Here is a 20,678-nt window from a genome sequence, read left to right on the forward strand (position 1 = left end):
CGTCCGGGGTCGTCTGGCACTCGTGCCTTGACCTCGCCGAGAACTGAACCGGAACAGCAGGGCGGGGCGCACGATTCGTGCACCCCGCCTGCTCGTCAGCGGACCCGGATCGGATCGTCGGTCGCCAGCCCGGTGCGGGTGTCGACGGTGACATTGACGGTGGCGGGTCTGGCGTTCGGATCGTAGGGCGTGAACTTCTCCAGCGAGCCCCAGTCTCGCGCCCAGTCGTGGCCGAGGTAGCTGGGTATGGTCTGCGACTTCAGCAGCAGGCCGGTCCAGCCGAGTGGTCCGCCGCCGATGTCGTCCTGCCAGGCGTTGGAGGCGTCGGAGCCGACCCGGTCGGGCAGAATGCGCCAGCCGGGGATCTCGGCGACACCGTCTTTGTGGTTGAACGGACGCTGGCAGGGGAAAGCCAGGCCGACGTGCCAGTCCAGCAGCACCGGCTCCTGGGAGCCGACCACGGAATTCAGCCTGGCCAACTTGGGCAGCCTGGGCGGCGTGACGGCCAGCCACTGCTTCTGGGTGATGTCGTTGTCGACCGCGACCAGCCGCACCGCGTTCACCTCGGCCGGCAAGCGGTCCAGCGGTACCCGTAGGTTGCGCCAGGACGGTGCCGGACCGATGTCCAGCGGGTCGATCGATCCGAGCGTGCGGACCTCGCCGTCCGCGCCGCGGACGCCGTATTCGAGATGCAGTTCCTGGCCGTAGGTGAGCACGCCGTCCGCGTCGACCGTCCGGATGCGGCCCGCCGCGGTGATCGACAGAACCTGGTAGGCGGGGTCGTTGCGCATGCTGTCGGTCAGGTCGAGTCGGTACCACTGCGTGGTCAACCCGGCCTGCTGCTGCTCGCCCTCCTGATAACTGCCGAGGACCGGGGTTTTGGCCGGGTCGAGCCCGAACGGCAGCGCGACGGTGCTTCCGTTGATGCCCGCCTGCGTGGTGGTGCCGCCTCCGGTACCCGCGCCGGTGGTCTTGGTGGTCTTGTTCTCCGAGTCCTTTTCCACCGAGTTCGCGCCGCCGCTGACCGTCTCCTCGGCGTCGGCGGTGAGGTCGCGCGCGACCCCGTTCGGCGTGAATCCTTTGTTCTGGGCGGCTAATCCATCCGCCGCGGAGCCGGAATAGGGCTGCAGCAGCGAGTCCGCGGTATCGGTCTCCACCAGCACCTCGTTCGCCATCGCGCACGAATCACCGCGCAGCGATTGCAGATTCGACTTGGTAATCGAGTACGCGGGATACTGCGTTGCCGCGGCCTTGGCCAGCGAGGCGACCTCGAACAGCACCAGAAGGGCGGCGGCGATGGTCAGCGGCGCCGAGGACCACCGGTCGAAATGCCGTGGCGCCGAGACGCTCTCGCGCCGGTACGGCTCGCGGTAGTGCTGCCAGACGGCCGCAAGCAGGGCCACCCCGCTGAGTCCGAGGAACAGCGTGGACAATCCCTTGCCCGCGATCAGCGGAGCCTTGTCCCACCATGGCACGCCGTAGCTCGAGACGTACCACCAGCCGTTCGAGCCGGTAAAGGTCACCGCGAGCAGGAAGAGCACCGCGGCCCCGAACAGCGCGCGGTTGCGCGGTGAGCGGATGCCGGTGCTGCCCACCGCGACCGCCGCGAGCGCGGCGAGCGACCCGGCAAGCCCGGCATAGACGCCGAAGTGGTGGGTCCATTTGGTCGGCGTGAACATCATCAGGAACAGCGACGCGAACACGATGCCGAGAATGCGCACCGACGGTCCGCGCGAGGTGCCTGGAATGCGTCCCTTTCGCAGCACCTGCAGCACGCAGACCAGCAGGCACAGCAGCATGACCAGCACACCGAACCGCCGCGCCAGCGAGCCGTCCGGCGAGAGCATCAGCAGCGAATCCCAGCGGGTGCGCTCATCGAACCATGCCACGTTCGGGCCGACGATCGTGCGCACCCTGGTCGCCTCCAGCACCGTCGACAAGGTCTGGTCGGCGAAGATCACTACAAGGACCAGCGTTCCCGCGGCCAGTCCCGGCGCGAGCAACGCGGCGAACCGGAAGACGGTCGTGGTGAAGGACGGCCGCCGCGCGCCCGCTGTGGCGTTCACCGCCGCGTCGGCCTCGACGGAACCGGCGGCCGCCGCGTCGGCATCCGGGCCGGTCCGCGCCGGGATGGCGCCGCGCGCCCGCTTGATGATGATCAGCAGCACCGGCCGCGAGCCCGCGATCAGCGCCGCGATGCAGATGAGGCCGGTCGGTCCCGCCGCGAGCGAGAAAGCGGCGATCAGCACGGCGACGGCGGCGGGCAGGAGGCGCCCGGTAGCGATGGCGCGTTCGATCGAGCACCAGGTGAGTAGTGCGCCCGCCGCGATCAGCGGCTCCGGGCGCAGGCCGTTGTCGTAGGGCAGCCAGAACGCCAGGAACACCAACCCCGCCGTCCACAGCGCCACCTTGTTCCGGCGGACGCGGGCGCCGAGCCGCGGCAGCACCTCCCTACTGATCACCAGCCAGCAGACGATACCGGCGGCCAGCGTCGGGAGCCGCATCCACGGGCTGGCGTCGGAGATCCTGGTCAGCCAGGCCAGCACCTCGTAGGACCAGCCGAACGGAGCTTCGGGCACCGCGAACCACCGGTAGTAGTTCGCCATATAACCTGCGTGGCCGGATGCGCGCGCCATGTTCAGGATGTAGCCGTCGTCGGAGGTATTGGCCCCGATGAAGTGCCACAACGCCAGCGTGCCGAGCACGACGGCGTCCGGGACCGTGACCCGCCACCAGTGCGCGGGCAGGAACCGCCGCGGCCTGCGACCGTCGCTGGTGTCGAGCAGGTGCAGTGCGACCAGTGCGATCAGCGTGAACACCGCGGCCGCGATCATCGCGGCCAGCTTCAGCCCTGCCGGCGTCGAGGAGAAGCGCGAGTCGATGTCCGCGTGCAACTGCGCGCCGCCGAGCCGGCCGGCGTCCAGGTCGGTGAATACGCCGACCACCTGCGGCCGGATGTCGCGGCCGACCGTGGACCGGAACGGCGTGCCGTCCTGTCGGGACACCCCGGTGAGTTCCGCGGTCGTCGCGGCCGCGCTCGACTCGACGGTGAGCGTCGCACACGAGCCGACCTCGGCCAGCGGCGCCGACAGCAGCGGGACGTCGCGGAGCACCACCGACAGCACACCGTCGGCGACCGAGACCACCAGTCCTTTGGTCGGTGCCTGGCCGGACGCCACCGGAACAGTGGAGAGCAGCGTGCCCGATGCCCCGGCCTCCCGAACCAACGCGCAGGGCAGCGTCGCGCTCAACCGCAGTGGCTCGTAGGACACCAGCGGCGCCTCGACGTTCGCGGTGCCCGGCTGGGGCCAATCCAATGTCGCCTGATCCTGCTGCACCGGCAACAGCGGTGTCAGCAGCGCCAGCACGAATCCGAGAAACCCGGAGACGAGGGCGATCAGGCGGTTACGGGTGAACGCTCGAGGAGATCGGTCCGGTCGCACGGTGGTTGATGCTATATACCGCGTACTGTGATCGGCGACTACCGCAGCGGGTGAACGTCCCACAGCCAGACATCCTGGACCCGGGTCGGCGCGTATCCGAGCAGCTGCGTGACGGTTTCGCGCAGCACATCACCATTCGGGGTCGCCGGTAGCACCAGCACGTCTGCCTGCCAGAACCGCAGATCGTCCAGCGCCAGCATGCGTGTGTCAGCGTCGATCGGCGGCACCGCACCGGTGTCCTGCGCGCTGACCAGCAGCGCGGTGGTCGGGCGGGTATCCGGGCCGTAGATTCCCTTCTTCGTCGTGCCGGTCGGCCCCACGAAGTAACCCCCCGCGAGCGGGAATGCGAAGTCGGCGTCGGCCTGCCAGCGCAGTGCCCGCGCGTCTGGCGGTCGCGGTGGCGGAACCATGACCACCGAACCGTCCGTGACGTACCGCCGTACCGTCCTGTCCGCGAAGAACTCCGGCGTCGGCGCCCGGTTGGTGACCGGGAGGATGGTGGGGGTCAGCGGCAGCAGCGCGCACGCGAGGACACCGAACCAGGCCAGCGGCTTCCAGTCGACCGCGGACTGCTTCCACGTCGTGACCGCCCGCTCGGTGGCCAGTGCGAGCACCGCCGCGATGGCGGGGATCGCGGCCATCGTCAGCCTGGTCTCCAGCACCGTGTTCAGCAGCGGCACATGTTCCGCCCAGCGCCACGGCAGCTCGATGCCGGTGGATTTCTTGCCGATCGTGGCGACCGCGCCCAGCGAAAGCACGCCGAACACGGCGATCACCGCGCCAGCGGCCCGCACCACCCGGTCGCGCCACAGCAGCGCCACCGTGATGACGACCAGGAGCAGCAGGGGCCATCCGAAGTACGCGTTCTGTTCGGTCGGATTGATCGCTACGTTCTGGCCTGGGGAGAACACACCACCCAGCGATTCGGACGGGAACTGCACCAGCGCGTCGACGTCGTTGCCCATCGGGCCGTGGTCGATCGACCGATAGCTCTGCGGTCCGAAGAATTGCCACCACAAAGGAATCTCGGTAAGCATCATCGTGATCACCCCGGCAAGCGCCACGGTAGGGGTGATCCCACGCAACACGCGCCCGGCGGTGCGCGGCGCGTGCGAGTAGTAGACGAGGGCGAACAGTCCGAAAGCCAGCGCGAAGATCAGCAGCGGCTCCTCGCCGAGCGCGATCTGCAGTGCGACGAGCAGGCCGAGCGCCACGGCATCGCGGACCCGCCTGCGCGGCCGATCCCAACCACTCATGACCCCGCCTCGCTGGCGCTCGGCCCCGTCATGCGCGCTGCGCGCGGTATCGATGATTCGCTCCCTCACAAGTGCTCGCCGCGCCATCCGGATCAGCTGACCGGCGATGATCGGAAGCAGAGCCAGCACAACGAAATTCGGGTGCGCACTGGCGTGCGAGATCATCGCGGGGGCGAACCCACAGAACAATCCACCGATTCCGGCCGCCACCCGCAAGTCGACGAGCTCGCGGGAGAACAGCCGATACCAGGCGAACGCGGTCCCGGCCAACCCGAGGGTGAGCACGAGCACGAATGTGACGGTGGGCCCGAAGAGCAGGGTGACCGGGGTCAGCGGAACGCCGACGCCGAAACTGGCCGTGTTGGCCATCATGTTCACCCCGGCCGGGAAGTTCTGCAGGTCGGTGCCGAGCGGGTTGCGCAGGGTCGCTACCGAGTGCGCGGTCACCGCGAAGAACCATTCCCACATCGTCTGGTCCTGACCGCTCTTGATCAGGTACCCGCTATCCGTATCGCGCCACTGACCCGACAGCACCGTGGCAGCCAGCGCCAGATACCCGGTCGCGACGAGCAGATCGATGCGGTGGAATCGGATTCGCGGGAGCGGACGCCTGGGCGGCGCGTGCAGCGGTCTGCCGAACACGCCGGTCGGTGTCGTTTCCTCGGTCGCGACCCCTCCCGCCGCCGACGCCGCCTGCCCGGCAGTTTCGACGTCCTGTGCCCGTTCCACCTGCAAATCGCTCCTCTATAGCGCTGGATCAGCCGCCCAACGTACCCAACCACGCCGTGCGTGGGCTGACAACCGGAGAGTCCGTCCATGGTCTCCGGATTTCGACCTCCTCATGTAGCAACGGATTCGCGGCTTCCTGCCGGAAACGCTTACCGGTGAACGGTGACGAGGGTGAACGGGCCGATATCGGTGGTGGTGAAACGCGGGTCGGCCAACAGCTTCTTCGGGAAGCTCACCGTGTAGCGCGCCACGTTCGGGTCGTTCGGGTACACATCCTTGGCCAGTCGCAGCGTGTAGGTATCGCCGGTAGACCGGAACAGGAACGCGTCCGGCGCGCGCCACGGGCTCGCTGCCAGTGCGTCCAGCAGCGCGTCCGGCGTCTTCAGCTTGCTCCAGGCCTCGATGGTCGCCGCCCGGCCCGCGAAGTCCGCGAGCGGGTTGGCGTAGTGCGAGGTGAGCGCTTGGAAGCCGAAGTAGGGATAGAAGGAGAGGAAACTGGTGTCCGCGGTGAGCACCACCGTGTCCGAGCGCGGACGGCCGGTCTGTGCCGTCAGTGCCGCGTCCACTTCGCGATAGAACGACACCGCCGATGGGGCGCGTTGGTCGGCGCGCTTCCCGTCGCCGTCGGTGTCGGTATATGCGGTGGTGATCTCTGCCGCGAGGATGTGCGGAATGTTCTGAGTGAACGCAAGCGCGCCGATGGTGGCGACGACCACCACCGTGAGGCGAAACCGGCCGGGTTCGTTCAACGCCTGATAGATCGCCCGCGCGCCCTCCACGAACCCGAACGCGCCCGCTGCGGCGAGCAGCACGAGCAGGATCGGCTCCAGCCGGAACGACAGCAGCGTGGTGCCCGCCGCGGTCGCCACCATGGACAGCAGCGTCCAGAGGTAGATCGCCAGTACGCCGATCGCCAGCGCCTGTGCCCGCCGTGACGAGGCCGCACGCAGCACCAGCCACACGGTGCCGAGCAGGCACAGCGCGCCGAGCAGGGAGAACTCGAACATCGGCAGCGGAAGTTCCGCACCGGACTCGGGCAGGTAGTGCAGTGCGGTGCCGGAGCTGGCGGTCGGGCCGCGCAGCGCCTTCAGCAGGTATGGCGTCCACACGATCAACGCGACCAGCCCGGCCACCACCCCGATCGCCACCAGCCGCACCAGCGGCGGCACTGCGGCGCGCCACGCCGAGCCCTTCGTGCTCTCGCCGCCGTGGTCGCGCTTCGGATGATCGGCCACGTGCTGTTCGCGTACCGCGAAGGCGGCCGCCACCAGCCCCATCAGCCCGATCGCGAACGCGGCGACACCGAAGTAAAGAGTGTAGAACGTGGCCGCCAGACCGAGGAAAAGGCCGGTGCCGATGACCGCGCCCCAGCCACCGGCGGTGCCGCTGACTCGCGCCGCCTGATCGCCATCCGACGCTGTCGTGCGGGCCCCGACGTTCTCCAGCGGCCGGTACAGTGCGCCCCAGGCCAGAACCAGCGCGGGCGGGAGCAGGATCACGATGACCGCGCTGTAGGCCTCCGGGGCGGCGTAGGCCACGGTGACCGCGGTGATCGCCGCGGCGACGCCGACGGCCCAGTCCGCGCGAATCAGCTTGGACCACAGCACGAGTGCCACGACCGCGGCCACCGCGAGGAAGCCGATCGCGTACGGCTTGAACACCTCCCAGCCGTCCATCCCGAGCAGGTTCGCCACGCGCCCGCCGATCCAGAACCAGCCCGACGGGTAGTACGGCGGCAGGTCCGCGTACGTCATGTCGCGCAGCGCGGCGGAGTCGGTGAGCCGGGTGAGGAACTCGGTGCGGAACTCCTGGTCCACCGACACGCCGAACAGATACAGCTTGGTCGCGGCAAGCGGCATGCCGAGGGTGACCGTGACGAACGTCGAAAGCCCCACCCAGGACAGTAGTTTCGCGATCCACGGCCACTTGTGCAGCCGCAGTAGGGCGATCGCCGCGGCCAGCAGCGCGGCCGCGACGACCTGCCCGACCGTGGTGAGCGCACGCGTCACGTTCGAGGAGTTGAAGGCGGGCCACTGCACCATCGAGAACGCGACCAGACCGACGGCGGCCACCGCGGCGGCGACCAGCGCCGCGAGCGCCGCCTCGCAGACACCGGAGGCGATCTGTCGCATGAGCGACGCCAGCCGTCCCGGCGCTGGTGCGGGACCATCGGAGCGCGGCGGCGCCGCGCCGGGCGCGGTCACCGTGGTCAACGGACCGTTCCGTAGCTGATTGCGGCGCTGTGTGCTCGCGGCCCTCTCGCGGCCCGCGTCCGACTGACCGAGACCAGCGCCTGCGGCGCATGCGCTTCGGTCGCTCGGGCGGGAGCCGGGCCGCGAACGTGCTCGTCGCACTCGATTACTCGCATGGCGCCTCCGGATTCACTGGGGTCGACTCCGTCAGACGATAGGTGCCCGCGTGATCGATGATCACGCGGGCACCTCGGTCCGAGTCCGATGGCAGGGATCAGATCGGCAGTCTGCGGAAGATCGGCCGCGGGATGTGCCGCAGGATCATCATCACGTAGCGGAAGGGCCCGGGTGCCCAGACCAGATTCTTGCCCTTCTGCGAGGCCGAGACCGCCAGCACCGCGATGTCTTCCTTGTCGATGGTGAGCGGAGCCTCTTTGACGTGCGCCGAGAACCTGGTCCGCACCATGCCCGGCCGGATCACCAGCACGCGCGGGCCGTGTGGGCGCAGCGCCTCGCCGAGTCCGAGGTAGAAACCGTCCAGGCCGGCCTTGGTCGACCCGTAGACGAAGTTCGAGCGCCGTACTCGTTCACCGGCGACGGAGGACATGGCGATGATCCGCCCGAAGCCCTGCGCCTTCATCTTCTCGCCGACCAGCACGCCGACGGAAACCGCTGCGGTGTAGTTGATTTCGGCGACCAGTACGGCCTTGCGCTGGTTCTGCCACAGTTCTTCCGGATCGCCGTCGATGGCGAACGCGACGATGGCGACGTCCACGTCACCGGTGTCCCAGGCCGCCTCGATGACCTTCGGGTGGCTCTCGGTGTCGAGCGCGTCGAAATCGATGACCTCGACTTGGCTCGCGCCCGCCGCCTTCATCTGGGAAACGGCTTCCTCGCGCAGCGGATCGCCCGGCAGTGCCGCGAGGATGATGCGCGCCGAACCCTTCCTCAGGTACTCCGCGCAGATTGCCAAGCCGATCTCCGAGGTGCCACCCAGCAGAAGAATCGACTGGGGATTACCAACGGCATTGATCACTGCAGCTCCAGTCTTCTCGCCATATCGGACATGAAAACGCCTGTGGGATCGACACTGCGGCGGATCTTGATCCACTCGTCGATCCGCGGGTACATCCGGTGGAACGTCTCCGCCGTGGTCCGCGAGTCCTTCGCGGTGTACAGACGCCCACCGAACTCGAGCACCCGCCGGTCCAGCTCGCCGACCAGTTCGTTCAAGCCCGGCTTGATCGGGAAGTCGACGCAGATGTTCCAGCCCGGCATCGGGAAGCTCAGTGGAGCCTGGTTACCCGGACCGAAAAGCTTGAACACATTCAGCGCCGAGTAGTGCCCAGACGCCTGGATGTCGACGATGATCCGCTTGAACTCCTCGACCGCCTCGGTCGGCACCACGAACTGATACTGCAGAAAGCCGTTGGAGCCGTAGCCGCGATTCCATTCCGCGATCATGTCCAGCGGGTGGTAGAACTGTGTCAGGTTCTGCACCTTGCCGGTGTAGTTGCCGCCCATCCGGTAATACGCCTCGCCGATGGACATGAGTGTCAGCTTGTTCATGGTCCAGTTCGGGAAGATGTCCGGCACCGTCATCAACTGCGGGGCGTCGAACTTCAGCGGCTTGCGCTGCAGTCGCTTGGGCAGCTCGTCGAGCTTCGCCAGCCTGCCGCGCGTGATGGTGGCCCTTCCCAGCTTCGGAAGCGGGCTGATCACGTCGAACCACGCACTCGAGTACGTGTAGTTCGCCTCGCTGCCGTCGCTGTGCGCGGCGATCGTCTCGTCGAGGGTCGTGGTCTTCACGCCGTCGTTGAGGAAGTAGGCGGTTTCGGTCGGCACCATCTCGATTGTCGCGCGCAGGATGATGCCGGTGAGCCCGTTGCCGCCGACGGTCGCCCAGAACAGCTTGGCATTGCGCTTCGGCGTGATGTGCTGCACCTGCCCGTCGGCGGTGAGCAAATCGATCGAGCGCACGTGGTTGCCGAAGCTGCCCTCGCTGTGGTGGTTCTTGCCGTGGATGTCGGAGGCGATGGCGCCGCCGATGGTCACCTGCCGCGTGCCGGGTAGCACCGGCACCCACAGCCCGAACGGTAGCGCTGCCTTCATGAGCTGGTCGAGGCTGACGCCGCCATCCACGTCCACGATCCGTGTGTCACGGTCGATCCGATGGATGTTGTTCAGTGCGGTCATATCGACGACCAGGCCGCCCGCGTTCTGGGCATGGTCGCCATAGGAGCGGCCGAGGCCGCGCGCGATCACGCCGCGGCGCAGGTGGGCGGGCTTGCTGTCATTGTCCTCGGCGACCATGGCCACAGCCTTGGCGATCAATTCGGGATCGCTGGTCGAGAGCACTTCGGATGAGGTTGGTGCGGTGCGACCCCACCCGGTCAACGTGCGGGTGCGCGTCGGAAGCGCTGACGCGTTCCTTGCGGCGGTGCCGTCGGTTGTGACGCCGGCGCCGTTGTCGTTCCCGGTTGTCGTGGTGGCGGTCGGAGCTTTCGTGGACATCGGCATAGAGGCTACAGGTATGACGGCGCATCCGGTCGTCGTCATCGAACCCACGGTGGTGACGTACGCGTCGGTTTAGAACCGGATCCCTGTGTCCGCCCCGGTCGGCGCTACGCTCGTCGGCGTGCAAGCCGAACCCCACCTGCCGCTTCCGGTCGAGCTTCCGCTGCTCGACGAGCCGGGCGGTACCGATGTCGACCTGAAGACGCAGATCGTCCGCTTCACCGTAACCGGGGGGCTGTCGGCTGTCGTCGACTACGGGCTCTACAGTCTCCTGCTCAACCTGGTCGGACTTCCGGTCAGCGTCGCGAAGTCGATCAGCTTCGTCGCGGGCACCACCACCGCCTACCTGATCAACCGCCGGTGGACCTTCCAGGCGCCGCCCAGCCGGATCCGCTTCCTCGCCGTGATCGCGCTCTACGCGCTCACCTTCGCGGTGCAGGTCGGCATCAACGCGGTGCTGTACCACTCGCTCGACGAGGTGTGGTGGCGGCAACCGCTGGCATTCGTCATCGCACAGGGCACCGCAACCGTGATCAACTTCGTCGTCCAGCGTCTGGTGATCTTCAGGATCTGATCGCGTACTCGTAAGGCTCGCACCCGACGGGGTGGTAGTGCGGTGAGCGGGGGTTTCGTGAGTGGTGGGCCGAGATTCGCGCTGCGTCGCGTGCGCGGCGGTTGCTCGGACGTGAGCCGGTTCGTGGACAGGCGCTGGTCAGACGGTCGTCGTAGCAGCGCTCGCTCGGTCTTGGACACCGTTCCAATCCGGTAGTTCGCACGCGGCATGGGTTCGGTCGCGGTGCCGAGCGCCAGCAATTCGGCGTAGTCGGGTTCGCGGAGGGAAGCCACTCGTGTACCGGGCAGGTATTCCGTCTGGTCGCCGGAATCCGGTTCCACGAGGATCAACACCGGACCGCGATCGCACCGAAGCCGTGGCAATCCAAGGTCTCCCCGGCCGAGTTTTCTCCAGCCGGTCGGTGGTGCATGTGCGCTGAATAGTGGCTCAGGTCGGGATCAGGGTGACCGGTACTCCGTTGAATACGGCGTTGCCGGAGGGCATGTCGACCACGGAGTCGTCGGTGAGCACGTTGGCGTTGACCCCGGCATGGGCGCGGGCGACCGTTTGCGCGCTGTCGGTGTGGCCCCAGCCGTGCGGCAGGCTTACCACCCCCGGCATGATCGCCTCGGTGGGCTCCAGCGGAACCGTCAGGGTCCCCGCGGCGGATTTCACCACGGCCTGGTCGCCGAGCCCGAGCCGCGCCACATCGGCCGGGTTGATGTGCAATGTGCAGCGATTGGAACCGCTCACCAGTGGCGCGATGTTGTGCATCCAGCTGTTGTTGGACCGCAGCTGGCGCCGTCCGATCAGAACGATATCCGGCGCGGCGTCGGCGAGCCGGGCCCGCATCCGCACGACGTCCGCGAGTAGCGGCCGCGGCGCCAGGTCCACCTGCTTCGTTACCGTGCGCAGTATGCCGGGCAGGCGTGGCTGCAAAGGGCCGAGATCGATGCCGTGCGGATTGTCCAGCAGCGCTTGGAGATTGAGCGTGCCGCCATTCCATTCGCCATACGGCCCGAGACGCAGCATCGAGTCGATGCGCTGTTCGGTGCTGTTCTCGCCGATCAGCTCGGCGCGCCGGTCCGCGAGCCCGGCCTTGCGCAGGGCACCCGCGATGACGAGTTCGTCCGCGGCGGTGAGCGGGTCGGCTCCGTCGGAGCCGTCGTGCGGCCTGCCGGTCAGCGCCGCGGCGAGACGGGCGAGGACCGCGGGCTCCGACGGCCGGTCGCCCAGCGGCACCAGCGGGCGCGAATAGCGGGCGTAGTTTCGGACGGCGAATTGCAGCAACGCGAAGTCGTAGTGCGCGGACTGGGTCGGGCGCGGCGGCGGCAAGATCACATCGGCGTGCCTGGTGGTTTCATTCAGGTACCGGTCCACGCTGACCATGAAGTCGAGCTGGGCGAACGCGGCGTCCAGTCGCGCGCCGCTCGGTGCCGAGAGCACCGGATTCCCCGCCACTGTCACCAGCGCGCGGATCTGTCCCGCGCCGGGGGTGGTGATCTCGTCGGCCAGCGTCGCCACCGGCAGCTCGCCCATGGTCTCGGGCAGTTCGCGGACCCGGCTGGTCCAGCGCCCGGTGCGGAACGGTCTGGTCCGCACGATGCCGCCTGCCGCCGCGCTGGCGAACATGGCACCGCCGGGGGTGTCGAGATTCCCGGTCAGCGTGTTGATCGCGTCGACGAGCCACTGCGTAATCGTGCCGAATTCGGCTGTGCAGGTGCCCATTCGGGCGTAGACCGCCGCGGTCGGCGCGGCGGCGAGCTCGCGGGCGAGCCGGACGATAGTCGGCGCGGGCACGCCGGTGCGCGTCGCCACCGTCTCCGGATCGAATGCGGTCGCGGCCGCGCGCAGTTCATCCAGTCCGGTGACCTCGACCCGGACGTCGATCAGATTCTCCGCGAACAATGTGCGTATGATGCCGAACAACAGATACGCATCGCTGCCCGGACGGATGAACAGGTGCTCGTCGGCGAGCTTCGCGGTGCGGGTCTCCCGGGGATCCACCACGACGAAGCGGCCACCTCTGCGCCGCAGCGCCTTCAGCCTGCCGGGAAAGTCTGGTGCGGTGCACAGCGAACCGTTGGATTCCAGCGGGTTCGCCCCGAGCATCAGCAGGTAGTCGGTGCGGTCCAGGTCGGGCACCGGAACGGTCAGCGGATCGCCGAACATCAGCCCGCTGGACACCTGCTTGGGCATCTGATCTGCGGTGCTCGCCGAGTAGATATTCCTGGTGCCCAACGCGCGCAGCAGAATCGGCACGTACAGGCCACCCGCCACGGTGTGCGCGTTCGGGTTGCCCAAATACACTCCGGCGGAGTGATTTCCGTGCTCGGCCACGATCGAGGGGAACCGCTCGGCGATGAGATCGAAGGCCTCGGTCCAGGACGCGGTGCGCCAAGTGCCCAACGCGCGGTCGCGGATCAGTGGTTCGGTCACCCGATCCGGGTCCTCATCCAGGTGGCCGAAGCTGGCTCCTTTGGGGCAGAGGAAGCCTTTGCTGAAGGGATCCTGTCGATCGCCGCGGACCGAGGTCACGTGGTTGTCGGCGTCCAGCGTGAGTTCGAGTCCGCAGACCGCCTCACAGAGGGGGCAGGTCCGCAGCAGAGTGCGCGATTCTGTGATCGGTGCCATACCTCATCTTGGGCCCTTGCGGTGGAACTGAAAAGAGAACGACCGACATCCGCGACGCCGAACGACCGGTACTCGCCGAGCGCTTCGGAGGTGGGAGTCCGGAGCGTCGGCGCGGATACCGGTCATTACCAGGCTGATCAGCTGGTTGCCTCGCCTTCGCTCGGCTTGGCGCGGCGGACGGCGCCCGGCTGTGTCGTAGATGCGGCGGGGCCGGCGTTCAGCAGGCGAACTCGATCACGAACGCGCTGTTTTCAGCAGGCGATGGTGAGCTTCGCGGGGTGCGCGGTGGTCGCGGCTCGCACGGCGGCGCTGATCGCGACGACTGGCGGCACCCAGCGGGCCTCGGCGGGAGCGACTCCCCAGCAGGCCGAACCGGCCGAGAGCTGGGTGGGTGGCAGGGAGATGCCGGCGCCGTCGGTGTAGACGGTGGCGCCTGCCTCGCGCAACGCCGCGAACGCCAGTGCGGCCTTGCGGACGCCGGTGACCAGGTGGATCTCGCGACGCTCCGCGCCCGGGATCTCGATCACCGGGCCGGACAGGTTGTTCGCACGCAAGAAGCGGCGGACCTCGGCGGCCAGCTCGCCGGTGACCTCGATGGCGGACAAGTCTTCATCCGTGATCAGGCTGAGACCGTTAGCCGTTTCGGCGACCGTCCATCCGCGCTGGGTGTAGTCCTGCGCTGCGGCGGTCATGTCGGCCGCCGAGACGGAAGTCGGAAACGTGGTGCGCACTGTCTTCTCCATTCCCCAGTAGATCTAGGTCCTGCATTCATGGGTCGTATCGCCGGGAGACGCCGGGAGCGTTACGCGATCTACGAAACAATTTCCCGAGTGTCGCCTACGTCTCATTTCTGGGCGTGGTCGACCACGTACCGCCTGGTGTCCCGAGGTGGCTCGCAGTTATTGCCACGCAGCTACTTTCGGCCTCCGACCTGATCACTCGCTGTGCCGATGCTGCGAGAGTGCTGTGGATGGTGTGACTGTTGTTGCAGGAGCGATAACTTCCTGTTCGCGCGCATTTCCAGCTGGATCGCGCCGATGCGAACGGGGAGGATTTCGGCATGAGCGAGCGAACGATGAGCACAGCCGCGTTCTCGATCATGGTGGAGCCGAGCGCTAGCGAGGTAAAAGCATGAGCGATGAATCCAGAGGTAGGAGCGATGAATCCAACGGCATCGGCGCGCCCACGGGAAGTGCGGTGCCGGACGCGGAGGAGTACGATGCCGAATCGCGTTGGATCGCATGGAAAGAGTCGGCGGCCAAGCGGTTGTCTCGCGGCGATGTCGACGACGAGGGGACCGCCGAGCCGTTCCGGGGCCCGCGCGCCTTCCGGCTCTGGGGTGTGGCTGCGGCGCACGCTCTGCTGGATGTTCAGTTCCACCGCCCGGCCACCCGCACGCTGCTTCCGCTGGCATACATCCTCGGGCTGGTGTTCGCCTTCGCTGGGCCGATCGCGGTGACCGTCGCGATGTGGCGGGAGTCCGCGGTGCTCGGCATGCTCGCCGCGGTGATCGCGGTTCCGCTCGGTCTGGCCATCGCCGCGGCCGTGCGCCTGATGCTCGAGTTCCTTGTCAACGCGTCCCGCCTCGCGACCAAGGTGGAACACATCAGTGAACTGGCCGACGATCTGTTCCAGGCGTTGTCCGACGTCGCCGAGCCGGTCAACCAGCTTTCCGAAGACGTTCGGGCTGTGCAGTTCTGGCGCTTCCGCAGGCGCGGCCCGCGCAGGTAACGTGCGAAACCGCGCCGCATGGAAGGATGTCGGCGCACTCTACCCGGCAACCTGATACGACGCTACCGTGACCGACGTCAATTCTGCTGTGCCGCAAGGCTATTCGGCACCGCGCCAGGTCTCCCGCGGGATGGTCGTACCCGCTCCGCATGATCCGATGGACGCAAGGGCATCGACGGTACGCGCGGATCGCTGTGATCCGGATATCTCGGCCGACTTGGTCGTGTCCTTACCCAGATGCTCGCGGCACGCGTCAGCACCTCGGCGGGCCGGGCAATTTCCAGGTGTCGTTCAATACGGCACGGTGGGTCGGCAGGGCCTGTTCGTAGACCTCGCGGCCCTTCTCGGTGAGGCAGACGAACACGGCGCGACGGTCTTCGGCACACATGGTTCGCCGCACCAGTCCATCGCGCTCCAGCCGGGCCACGGCCCGTGACAGCGCGCTCTGACTCAGGTAGATGTCGTTGGCCAGGTCGCTCATGCGGTAGTCGCCGCAGTTCGCGTCGATCAGCCGATCCAGCGTCTCGAACTCGCTGAGCCCGATCCGATGCTGACCCTGTAGCGCTTTCTCGAGTGCGCAACTTACCGCCGCGTGCCGATCGAGCAGCTCACGCCACTCCTCAACCAGCCCGGTCGGCGCGACGGTGCGCCGGGCTGTGTCCATGGTCGACGGCTTCGACATGGCCTCATCCTAGTGGTCGCGCCATGTACATGCAACTGCATTAGATGTGTTGGCATTTAATGCAGGCGCATGTAATGTACCCCGCATGACTTCACCAGCAACGCTCTCGGCCGCCCAGGCGACCGATCCGACCAGATGGCCGACCCGGCTTTGGGCCATGCTGATCACGCTGTGCATCGTGCTGTTCCTCGATGGTCTCGACGTGTCGATGATCGGTGTCGCGCTGCCGTCCATCGGCGCGGAACTCGATCTGTCGACCTCTACCCTGCAGTGGCTGATCAGCGGCTACATTCTCGGTTACGGCGGCCTGCTGCTGCTCGGCGGACGCACCGCCGACCTGCTCGGCCGCCGCAAGGTCTTTCTCATCGCGCTGGCGGTCTTCGCGGTCGCCTCGCTGGCCGGCGGCCTGGTGACCTCTGGCCCGCTGCTGATACTCACCCGTTTTGTCAAGGGCCTCGCCGCCGCGTTCACCGCACCGACCGGACTGTCCATCATCACCACCAACTTCGCGGAGGGACCGGCAAGGAACAAGGCGCTGTCCATCTACACCGTGTTCGGCGCGGGCGGTTACTCCTCCGGGCTGCTGTTCGGCGGTCTGATGACCGGTGTCGGCTGGCGCTGGACTTTCCTGCTTCCAGTGCCGATCGCACTCGCCGCGTTGGCCGCTGCCTATGTGCTGGTGCCGAAGGACAAGCCCGCCGAGGGCGGCGGACACGACCTCGTCGGTGCGCTGCTGTCCACCGCGGCCATGCTGTTGCTGGTCTACACCGTGGTCACCGCGCCGGACGCGGGCTGGGCCTCGGCACGCACCATCGGCTCGTTCGTCGCGGTCGCGGCCCTGTTCGGCGGGTTCATCGCGGTGGAGAAGCGGGTGCGCTACCCGCTGGTGCGTCTCGGCATCCTGCGCAAGTCTTCTCTGGTGCGGGCCAGCCTCGCGATTATCGCGGTGGCGGGCTCCTACTTCAGCTGGCAGTTCATCGTGACGCTGTACCTGCAGGACACCCTGGGCTGGTCGCCGCTGAAGCTGGCGATGGCGCTGCTGCCGGTCGGCCTGCTGGTCGTGCTGTCGGCGTTCTTCTCCGACAAGCTGGTCGATCGGTTCGGCACCGGACCGATCATCGCGGTCACCATGGTTGTCATGGCCGTCGGCTACCTGATGTTCCTGCGGCTGGACACCGCGCCGTCCTACCTGACGATGCTGCTGCCCGCGGTGCTGCTCATCGGCATCGGCTGGGTCGGCTTCCCGGCCATCAACATCCAGGCCACCAATGGCATCGATGACGATGAGCAGGGCCTCGCGGCGGGCGTACTGCAAACCTCCATGCAGGTCGGTGCGGCCATCGTGCTCGCCGTGACCACAGCGATCATTTCCTCCGGTGCGCACGCCGACATCTCCGCGACCGGGATGCTCGACACGTACCGACCCGGTCTGGAGTTCGCCGCTGGTGTCTCCCTGGTCGGCGCGCTCGTCGCTCTGCTGGCCTTCGCGCCGAAGTACCGCAGACAGCAGCGGGCGGTCGAAGAACGGGAGCAGGAGATGCAACTCGTCGGCTGACCCGGCCGCTGGCGCTCGGTGTTTCAGGAAAAAGGCGGGGCTGCGGTGTCTTTGGCGGAGCGGATGAAGGTGAGTTTGTTACCGTTGCGGTCCGCCTCCGGCCACTCGATGCCAAGCGTGGCGTCGAAGGCGTCGATGTCGCGGTCGAACTCGGGCTGGTACTCGAGCGAACACAGGTAGGTGACCGTCGACCCGTCCTCCAGTGCGAGGATCGCGTGCCCGAGCCCCTCGGACAGGAACACCGAGCGCCGATGGACGTCGTCGAGCAGCACGCTGTCCCAGCGGCCGTAGGTCGGTGAGCCACGGCGCAGATCGACGACCACGTCGAGAAACGCGCCGCGCACACAGGTCACGTACTTCGCCTGACCCGGCGGGTCCTCGGTGTAGTGGATGCCGCGTAGCACGCCTGCCGCGGACACCGAGCAGTTGACCTGCTTCAGGTCGAACGGCCGCCCGGTCGCCTTCTCGAACTCCGAGGCCTTGAAGCCCTCGAGGAACATGCCGCGATCGTCACCGAGCTGGCGTGGGGTGATCACCCACGCGCCGGGCACCGCGAGCTCCCTGAACTCCATGTTCACCAATCCCGTCCGCGTTCGAGCAGGTCGAGCAGGTAGGTGCCGTAGCCGGACCGGATAAGCGGTTCGGCGAGGGTCCGCAGCTGCTCGTCGTCGATGAAGCCCATCCGCCAGGCCACCTCCTCCGGCACGCCGATCTTCAGGCCCTGCCGCTCCTCGATGGTGCGCACATAGTTGGCCGCGTCCAGCAACGAGTCGAAGGTGCCGGTGTCCAGCCAGGCGGTGCCGCGGGCGAGCACGTCCACCTGCAGCCGATCCTGTTCCAGGTAGGCGCGATTGATGTCGGTGATCTCGTATTCGCCGCGTGCCGAAGGACGCAGCGAGCGGGCGATCTCCACGACGTCGTTGTCGTAGAAATACAGCCCGGGAATGGCGTAGTTCGAGCGCGGCGCCTTCGGCTTCTCTTCGATGGAGACCGCGCGGCCTTCGGTGAATTCCACGACGCCGTAGGCCGTCGGGTCCGACACCCAGTAGGCGAATACCGCGCCGCCGTCGATCCGGTCGAAGCGGTTGAGGCTGGTGCCCAGGCCCGGACCGTGGAAGATGTTGTCGCCGAGCACGAGTGCGGCGCAGTCGCTGCCGATGTGGTCGGCACCGAGGACGAAGGCCTTGGCCAGCCCGTCCGGCTCCGGCTGGACCACGTACTGGAGTGCGAGGCCGAACTGGGCGCCGTCGCCGAGCAGCCGCGCGAATGCGGCGGCGTCCTCCGGAGTGGTGATCACCAGGATGTCCCTGATTCCCGCGAGCATCAGCGTGGAGAGGGGATAGTAGACCATGGGTTTGTCGTAGACCGGGACCAGCTGCTTACTCACCCCGCGCGTGATCGGGTGCAGCCGGGAGCCGGTGCCGCCCGCCAAAATGATTCCGCGCATGCCTTGGAGTCTGCCAGTCTCATCGCGCCGGGATTCGGCGAGGTTCCGAGATCTGCTCGATTCGATTACGGCGGGTCTAGCTTCGGTACCGATCGGGCGATTCTGTTGCGTAGATCACGTTATGCGTGGTTTTGTCGAACGACACTGTGTGAGATGTCAGCGCCGACAGCTCGCCTGTACCCCGGTCCGGTCGTGACTCGGCGCGCCAGTTGTTTAGGTAGGTGCGCGATGCCAGCGACCGAAGTCGGCGAACCCGGCCTTGTGATGAATCCGGAGGGGCCGAGCGCACAATCCCGCCTGCTGCTGGCGACCTTCATGGGTGTGGTGCGACCGGTGCTGCGAACTGTCCCGGTCACCAGGGCGACTATTCCGATCGGCGCCGCGGCGGTGCACGGGCTGGCGGGGCTGCGTCCCCGGCCACGTGGCGTCGACCGGGAGCAAGTGTCGCTCAACGGTTTCCATCTGGAGATCATTCGTCCCGCCGGGGCCTCGCGTGCGCTGCGGCACGGCGCAGTGCTCTACATGCACGGCGGAGGGTTCGCGATCTGCAGCACCCGCAGCCACCGCCCGGTCGCGGCGAGCCTGGCCCGTCGCACTGGGCTTCCGGTGGTCAACGTCGAGTATCGCCAACTGCCCGGCCGACGTATCACCCAGTCGGTGCGGGACTGTATGACCGCCTACCGCTGGCTGCTGCGGCACGGCGCGGACCCGGCGCGGATCGTCTTCGCGGGCGATTCCGCGGGCGGGTATCTGGCCTTCGCGACCGCGCTGCGCGCGATCGAGTCAGGCCTGTCCGCGCCGGCCGGGCTGGTCGGACTGAGCCCCTTGCTCGACTTGGATTACGCAGCGAAGCGGGGCTACGTGAACGTGACGCGGGATCCGTATATCCCGCTGTCGGCGTTGGAAGCGGTGGTGCGAATCGGAGCCGAGGTGGGCGGCATGCTCGATCCGCTGCTGTCACCGGTGAACGCGGGGTTGTCCATGCTTCCGCCAGTGCTGTTGATCGCCGCCGAGGACGAGGTACTGCGGTTCGATTGCGAGCTGATGACGCAGCGGCTCACCGCGGCGGGCGTGCCGAATGCGCTGGAGCTTTGGCGTGGACAGGTGCACGCTTTCATGAGCATCGCGCCGAACCTGCCGGAGAGCAGGGCGGCACTGGCGCGGGTGTCGCGGTTCGTGCGCTCCCGCATCGAGGAGGGACAGCAGGCGCGGACGGCGTGAACCGTCCCGCCTGGCCAGGCGAGCCCCGCCCCGCAGCGGCCGGGACGGGGCTCGCGTCTGTGCGGACGGGTCGATCGCGGGATCGCCTCCGGCCACTTCGATCGCAGAAATCACGCCTGATGAATGTCCGAATCGAAATACTCGGCCCTCACTACGACTGGTGGCTCTACGGCGAGGGAGGTATCACGAAGCAATAACTGTGCGTCCCTGTGCGGTAGAGCAACTGTTCACCTGGCGATTATGGCTCGGACAAGCGGGAAACCCCCTCCACGCTGTTGCGCGGACGGGGTTTCCCGACTTGGTTCAGTTGTGCGAATTCAGTTGTGGCATTTACTTCGGCGCGACGAACGGCTGGTTGATCGTCGTGAAGTACTGGATCGCGGCGCCGATGGCGACCGGGGCGGTGACCAGCAGCTGGCCGGCGAGGGTGCCGAGGGCACCGACCGCGATGATGCCGCCGAGGCAGCCGATAGCGGCGGCCGGGATGAACGCGCCGAACAGGCCGACGATGGTCGCCGCGGCGACGGTCGCACCGGCGATACCGCCGAGGACGCAGCCGACGGCTCCGCCGCCGAGGCCGCCGATCATGGTGCCGATGGTGGCTCCGGTCGCGATGGTGTCCTTCATGCGGGAGAAGGCGGCCTGCTCACGGTCGTATTCGGTCTTCCACGGCGCCTTGTCCTCGAAGGGGAGGGCGACCGGCTTGTAGGTCGCGTGC

15 protein-coding genes and 1 pseudogene are annotated in these 20,678 nt (G+C 67.5%); 5 read left to right on the plus strand and 11 right to left on the minus strand.

What is annotated here, in order from left to right:
• Nucleotides 1-95: 95 nt before the first annotated feature.
• From AB0H00_RS29170 to AB0H00_RS29190, 5 genes are all read right to left on the minus strand, one after another.
• Nucleotides 96-3,443 carry an arabinosyltransferase domain-containing protein gene (locus tag AB0H00_RS29170; protein WP_357272552.1) on the minus strand — a complete coding sequence of 1,116 codons (3,348 nt, stop codon included), beginning with the start codon at nt 3,441-3,443 and terminating at the stop codon, nt 96-98.
• Nucleotides 3,444-3,481: 38 nt separating this feature from the next.
• Entirely contained in the window at nt 3,482-5,428 is a 1,947-nt protein-coding gene (locus AB0H00_RS29175) for a glycosyl transferase (protein ID WP_357272555.1), read from the minus strand.
• A 149-nt stretch (nt 5,429-5,577) separates the two neighbouring features.
• A complete protein-coding gene (locus AB0H00_RS29180) occupies nt 5,578-7,560 on the minus strand; it encodes a galactan 5-O-arabinofuranosyltransferase (RefSeq protein ID WP_357272580.1) in 1,983 nt (660 codons plus the stop codon).
• Between the two features lie 334 nt (nt 7,561-7,894).
• Entirely contained in the window at nt 7,895-8,656 is a 762-nt protein-coding gene (locus AB0H00_RS29185; protein ID WP_357272557.1) for a decaprenylphospho-beta-D-erythro-pentofuranosid-2-ulose 2-reductase, read from the minus strand.
• Entirely contained in the window at nt 8,653-9,978 is a 1,326-nt protein-coding gene (locus tag AB0H00_RS29190) for an FAD-binding oxidoreductase (protein WP_357272559.1), read from the minus strand. The genes AB0H00_RS29185 and AB0H00_RS29190 overlap by 4 nt, the downstream gene beginning before the upstream one ends.
• 19 nt (nt 9,979-9,997) lie before the next feature.
• Here AB0H00_RS29190 and AB0H00_RS29195 point away from each other — a divergent pair, with 19 nt between their 5' ends.
• Nucleotides 9,998-10,213, plus strand: a complete 216-nt coding sequence (locus tag AB0H00_RS29195) for a hypothetical protein (RefSeq protein WP_357272561.1) — start codon at nt 9,998-10,000, stop codon at nt 10,211-10,213.
• A gap of 45 nt (nt 10,214-10,258) precedes the next feature.
• The gene (locus AB0H00_RS29200; RefSeq protein WP_357272563.1) at nt 10,259-10,711 is read left to right on the plus strand and encodes a GtrA family protein; all 453 of its coding nucleotides are present in this window, start codon (nt 10,259-10,261) and stop codon (nt 10,709-10,711) included.
• Between the two features lie 426 nt (nt 10,712-11,137).
• Here AB0H00_RS29200 and AB0H00_RS29205 read toward each other — a convergent pair whose 3' ends face one another.
• Nucleotides 11,138-13,324: a molybdopterin-dependent oxidoreductase gene (locus AB0H00_RS29205; RefSeq protein ID WP_357272565.1), complete on the minus strand. Its 2,187-nt coding sequence runs from the start codon at nt 13,322-13,324 to the stop codon at nt 11,138-11,140.
• Nucleotides 13,325-13,575: 251 nt separating this feature from the next.
• Nucleotides 13,576-14,055, minus strand: a complete 480-nt coding sequence (locus AB0H00_RS29210) for a hypothetical protein (protein ID WP_357272567.1) — start codon at nt 14,053-14,055, stop codon at nt 13,576-13,578.
• Between the two features lie 400 nt (nt 14,056-14,455).
• On the opposite strand from AB0H00_RS29210, the gene AB0H00_RS29215 reads away from it, so the two are divergent.
• On the plus strand, nt 14,456-15,055 hold the full coding sequence (locus tag AB0H00_RS29215) for a DUF4282 domain-containing protein (protein ID WP_357272570.1): 600 nt from the start codon (nt 14,456-14,458) through the stop codon (nt 15,053-15,055).
• A gap of 253 nt (nt 15,056-15,308) precedes the next feature.
• Here the strand turns inward: AB0H00_RS29215 and AB0H00_RS29220 are convergent, their stop codons facing one another.
• Nucleotides 15,309-15,737, minus strand: a complete 429-nt coding sequence (locus AB0H00_RS29220) for a MarR family transcriptional regulator (protein ID WP_357272571.1) — start codon at nt 15,735-15,737, stop codon at nt 15,309-15,311.
• An 85-nt stretch (nt 15,738-15,822) separates the two neighbouring features.
• On the opposite strand from AB0H00_RS29220, the gene AB0H00_RS29225 reads away from it, so the two are divergent.
• On the plus strand, nt 15,823-17,292 hold the full coding sequence (locus AB0H00_RS29225) for an MFS transporter (RefSeq protein WP_357272572.1): 1,470 nt from the start codon (nt 15,823-15,825) through the stop codon (nt 17,290-17,292).
• Nucleotides 17,293-17,315: 23 nt separating this feature from the next.
• Here the strand turns inward: AB0H00_RS29225 and rfbC are convergent, their stop codons facing one another.
• Both rfbC and rfbA read right to left on the minus strand, forming a co-directional pair.
• On the minus strand, nt 17,316-17,864 hold the full coding sequence (gene rfbC, locus AB0H00_RS29230) for a dTDP-4-dehydrorhamnose 3,5-epimerase (RefSeq protein ID WP_357272573.1): 549 nt from the start codon (nt 17,862-17,864) through the stop codon (nt 17,316-17,318).
• Between the two features lie 2 nt (nt 17,865-17,866).
• Complete coding sequence (rfbA, locus tag AB0H00_RS29235; protein ID WP_357272574.1) at nt 17,867-18,739, minus strand: glucose-1-phosphate thymidylyltransferase RfbA; 873 nt, start codon at nt 18,737-18,739, stop codon at nt 17,867-17,869.
• 228 nt (nt 18,740-18,967) lie between these two features.
• On the opposite strand from rfbA, the gene AB0H00_RS29240 reads away from it, so the two are divergent.
• Complete coding sequence (locus AB0H00_RS29240) at nt 18,968-19,960, plus strand: alpha/beta hydrolase (protein ID WP_357272575.1); 993 nt, start codon at nt 18,968-18,970, stop codon at nt 19,958-19,960.
• Nucleotides 19,961-20,290: 330 nt separating this feature from the next.
• Here AB0H00_RS29240 and AB0H00_RS29245 read toward each other — a convergent pair.
• Nucleotides 20,291-20,678: pseudogene (locus tag AB0H00_RS29245) on the minus strand (hypothetical protein); the annotation flags it as partial.

Source organism: Nocardia sp. NPDC023852 (genome assembly GCF_040639505.1).
GTDB lineage: Bacteria > Actinomycetota > Actinomycetes > Mycobacteriales > Mycobacteriaceae > Nocardia.

Excerpts from the sequence above, each read along its gene's own strand:
- AB0H00_RS29180 (WP_357272580.1), bottom strand. The coding sequence starts at position 7,560 with ATGCGACAGATCGCCTCCGGTGTCTGCGAGGCGGCGCTCGCGGCGCTG.
- AB0H00_RS29205 (WP_357272565.1), bottom strand. The coding sequence starts at position 13,324 with ATGGCACCGATCACAGAATCGCGCACTCTGCTGCGGACCTGCCCCCTC.
- AB0H00_RS29215 (WP_357272570.1), top strand. The coding sequence starts at position 14,456 with ATGAGCGATGAATCCAGAGGTAGGAGCGATGAATCCAACGGCATCGGC.
- AB0H00_RS29220 (WP_357272571.1), bottom strand. The coding sequence starts at position 15,737 with ATGTCGAAGCCGTCGACCATGGACACAGCCCGGCGCACCGTCGCGCCG.
- AB0H00_RS29225 (WP_357272572.1), top strand. The coding sequence starts at position 15,823 with ATGACTTCACCAGCAACGCTCTCGGCCGCCCAGGCGACCGATCCGACC.
- AB0H00_RS29240 (WP_357272575.1), top strand. The coding sequence starts at position 18,968 with ATGCCAGCGACCGAAGTCGGCGAACCCGGCCTTGTGATGAATCCGGAG.
- rfbC (WP_357272573.1), bottom strand. The coding sequence starts at position 17,864 with ATGGAGTTCAGGGAGCTCGCGGTGCCCGGCGCGTGGGTGATCACCCCA.
- rfbA (WP_357272574.1), bottom strand. The coding sequence starts at position 18,739 with ATGCGCGGAATCATTTTGGCGGGCGGCACCGGCTCCCGGCTGCACCCG.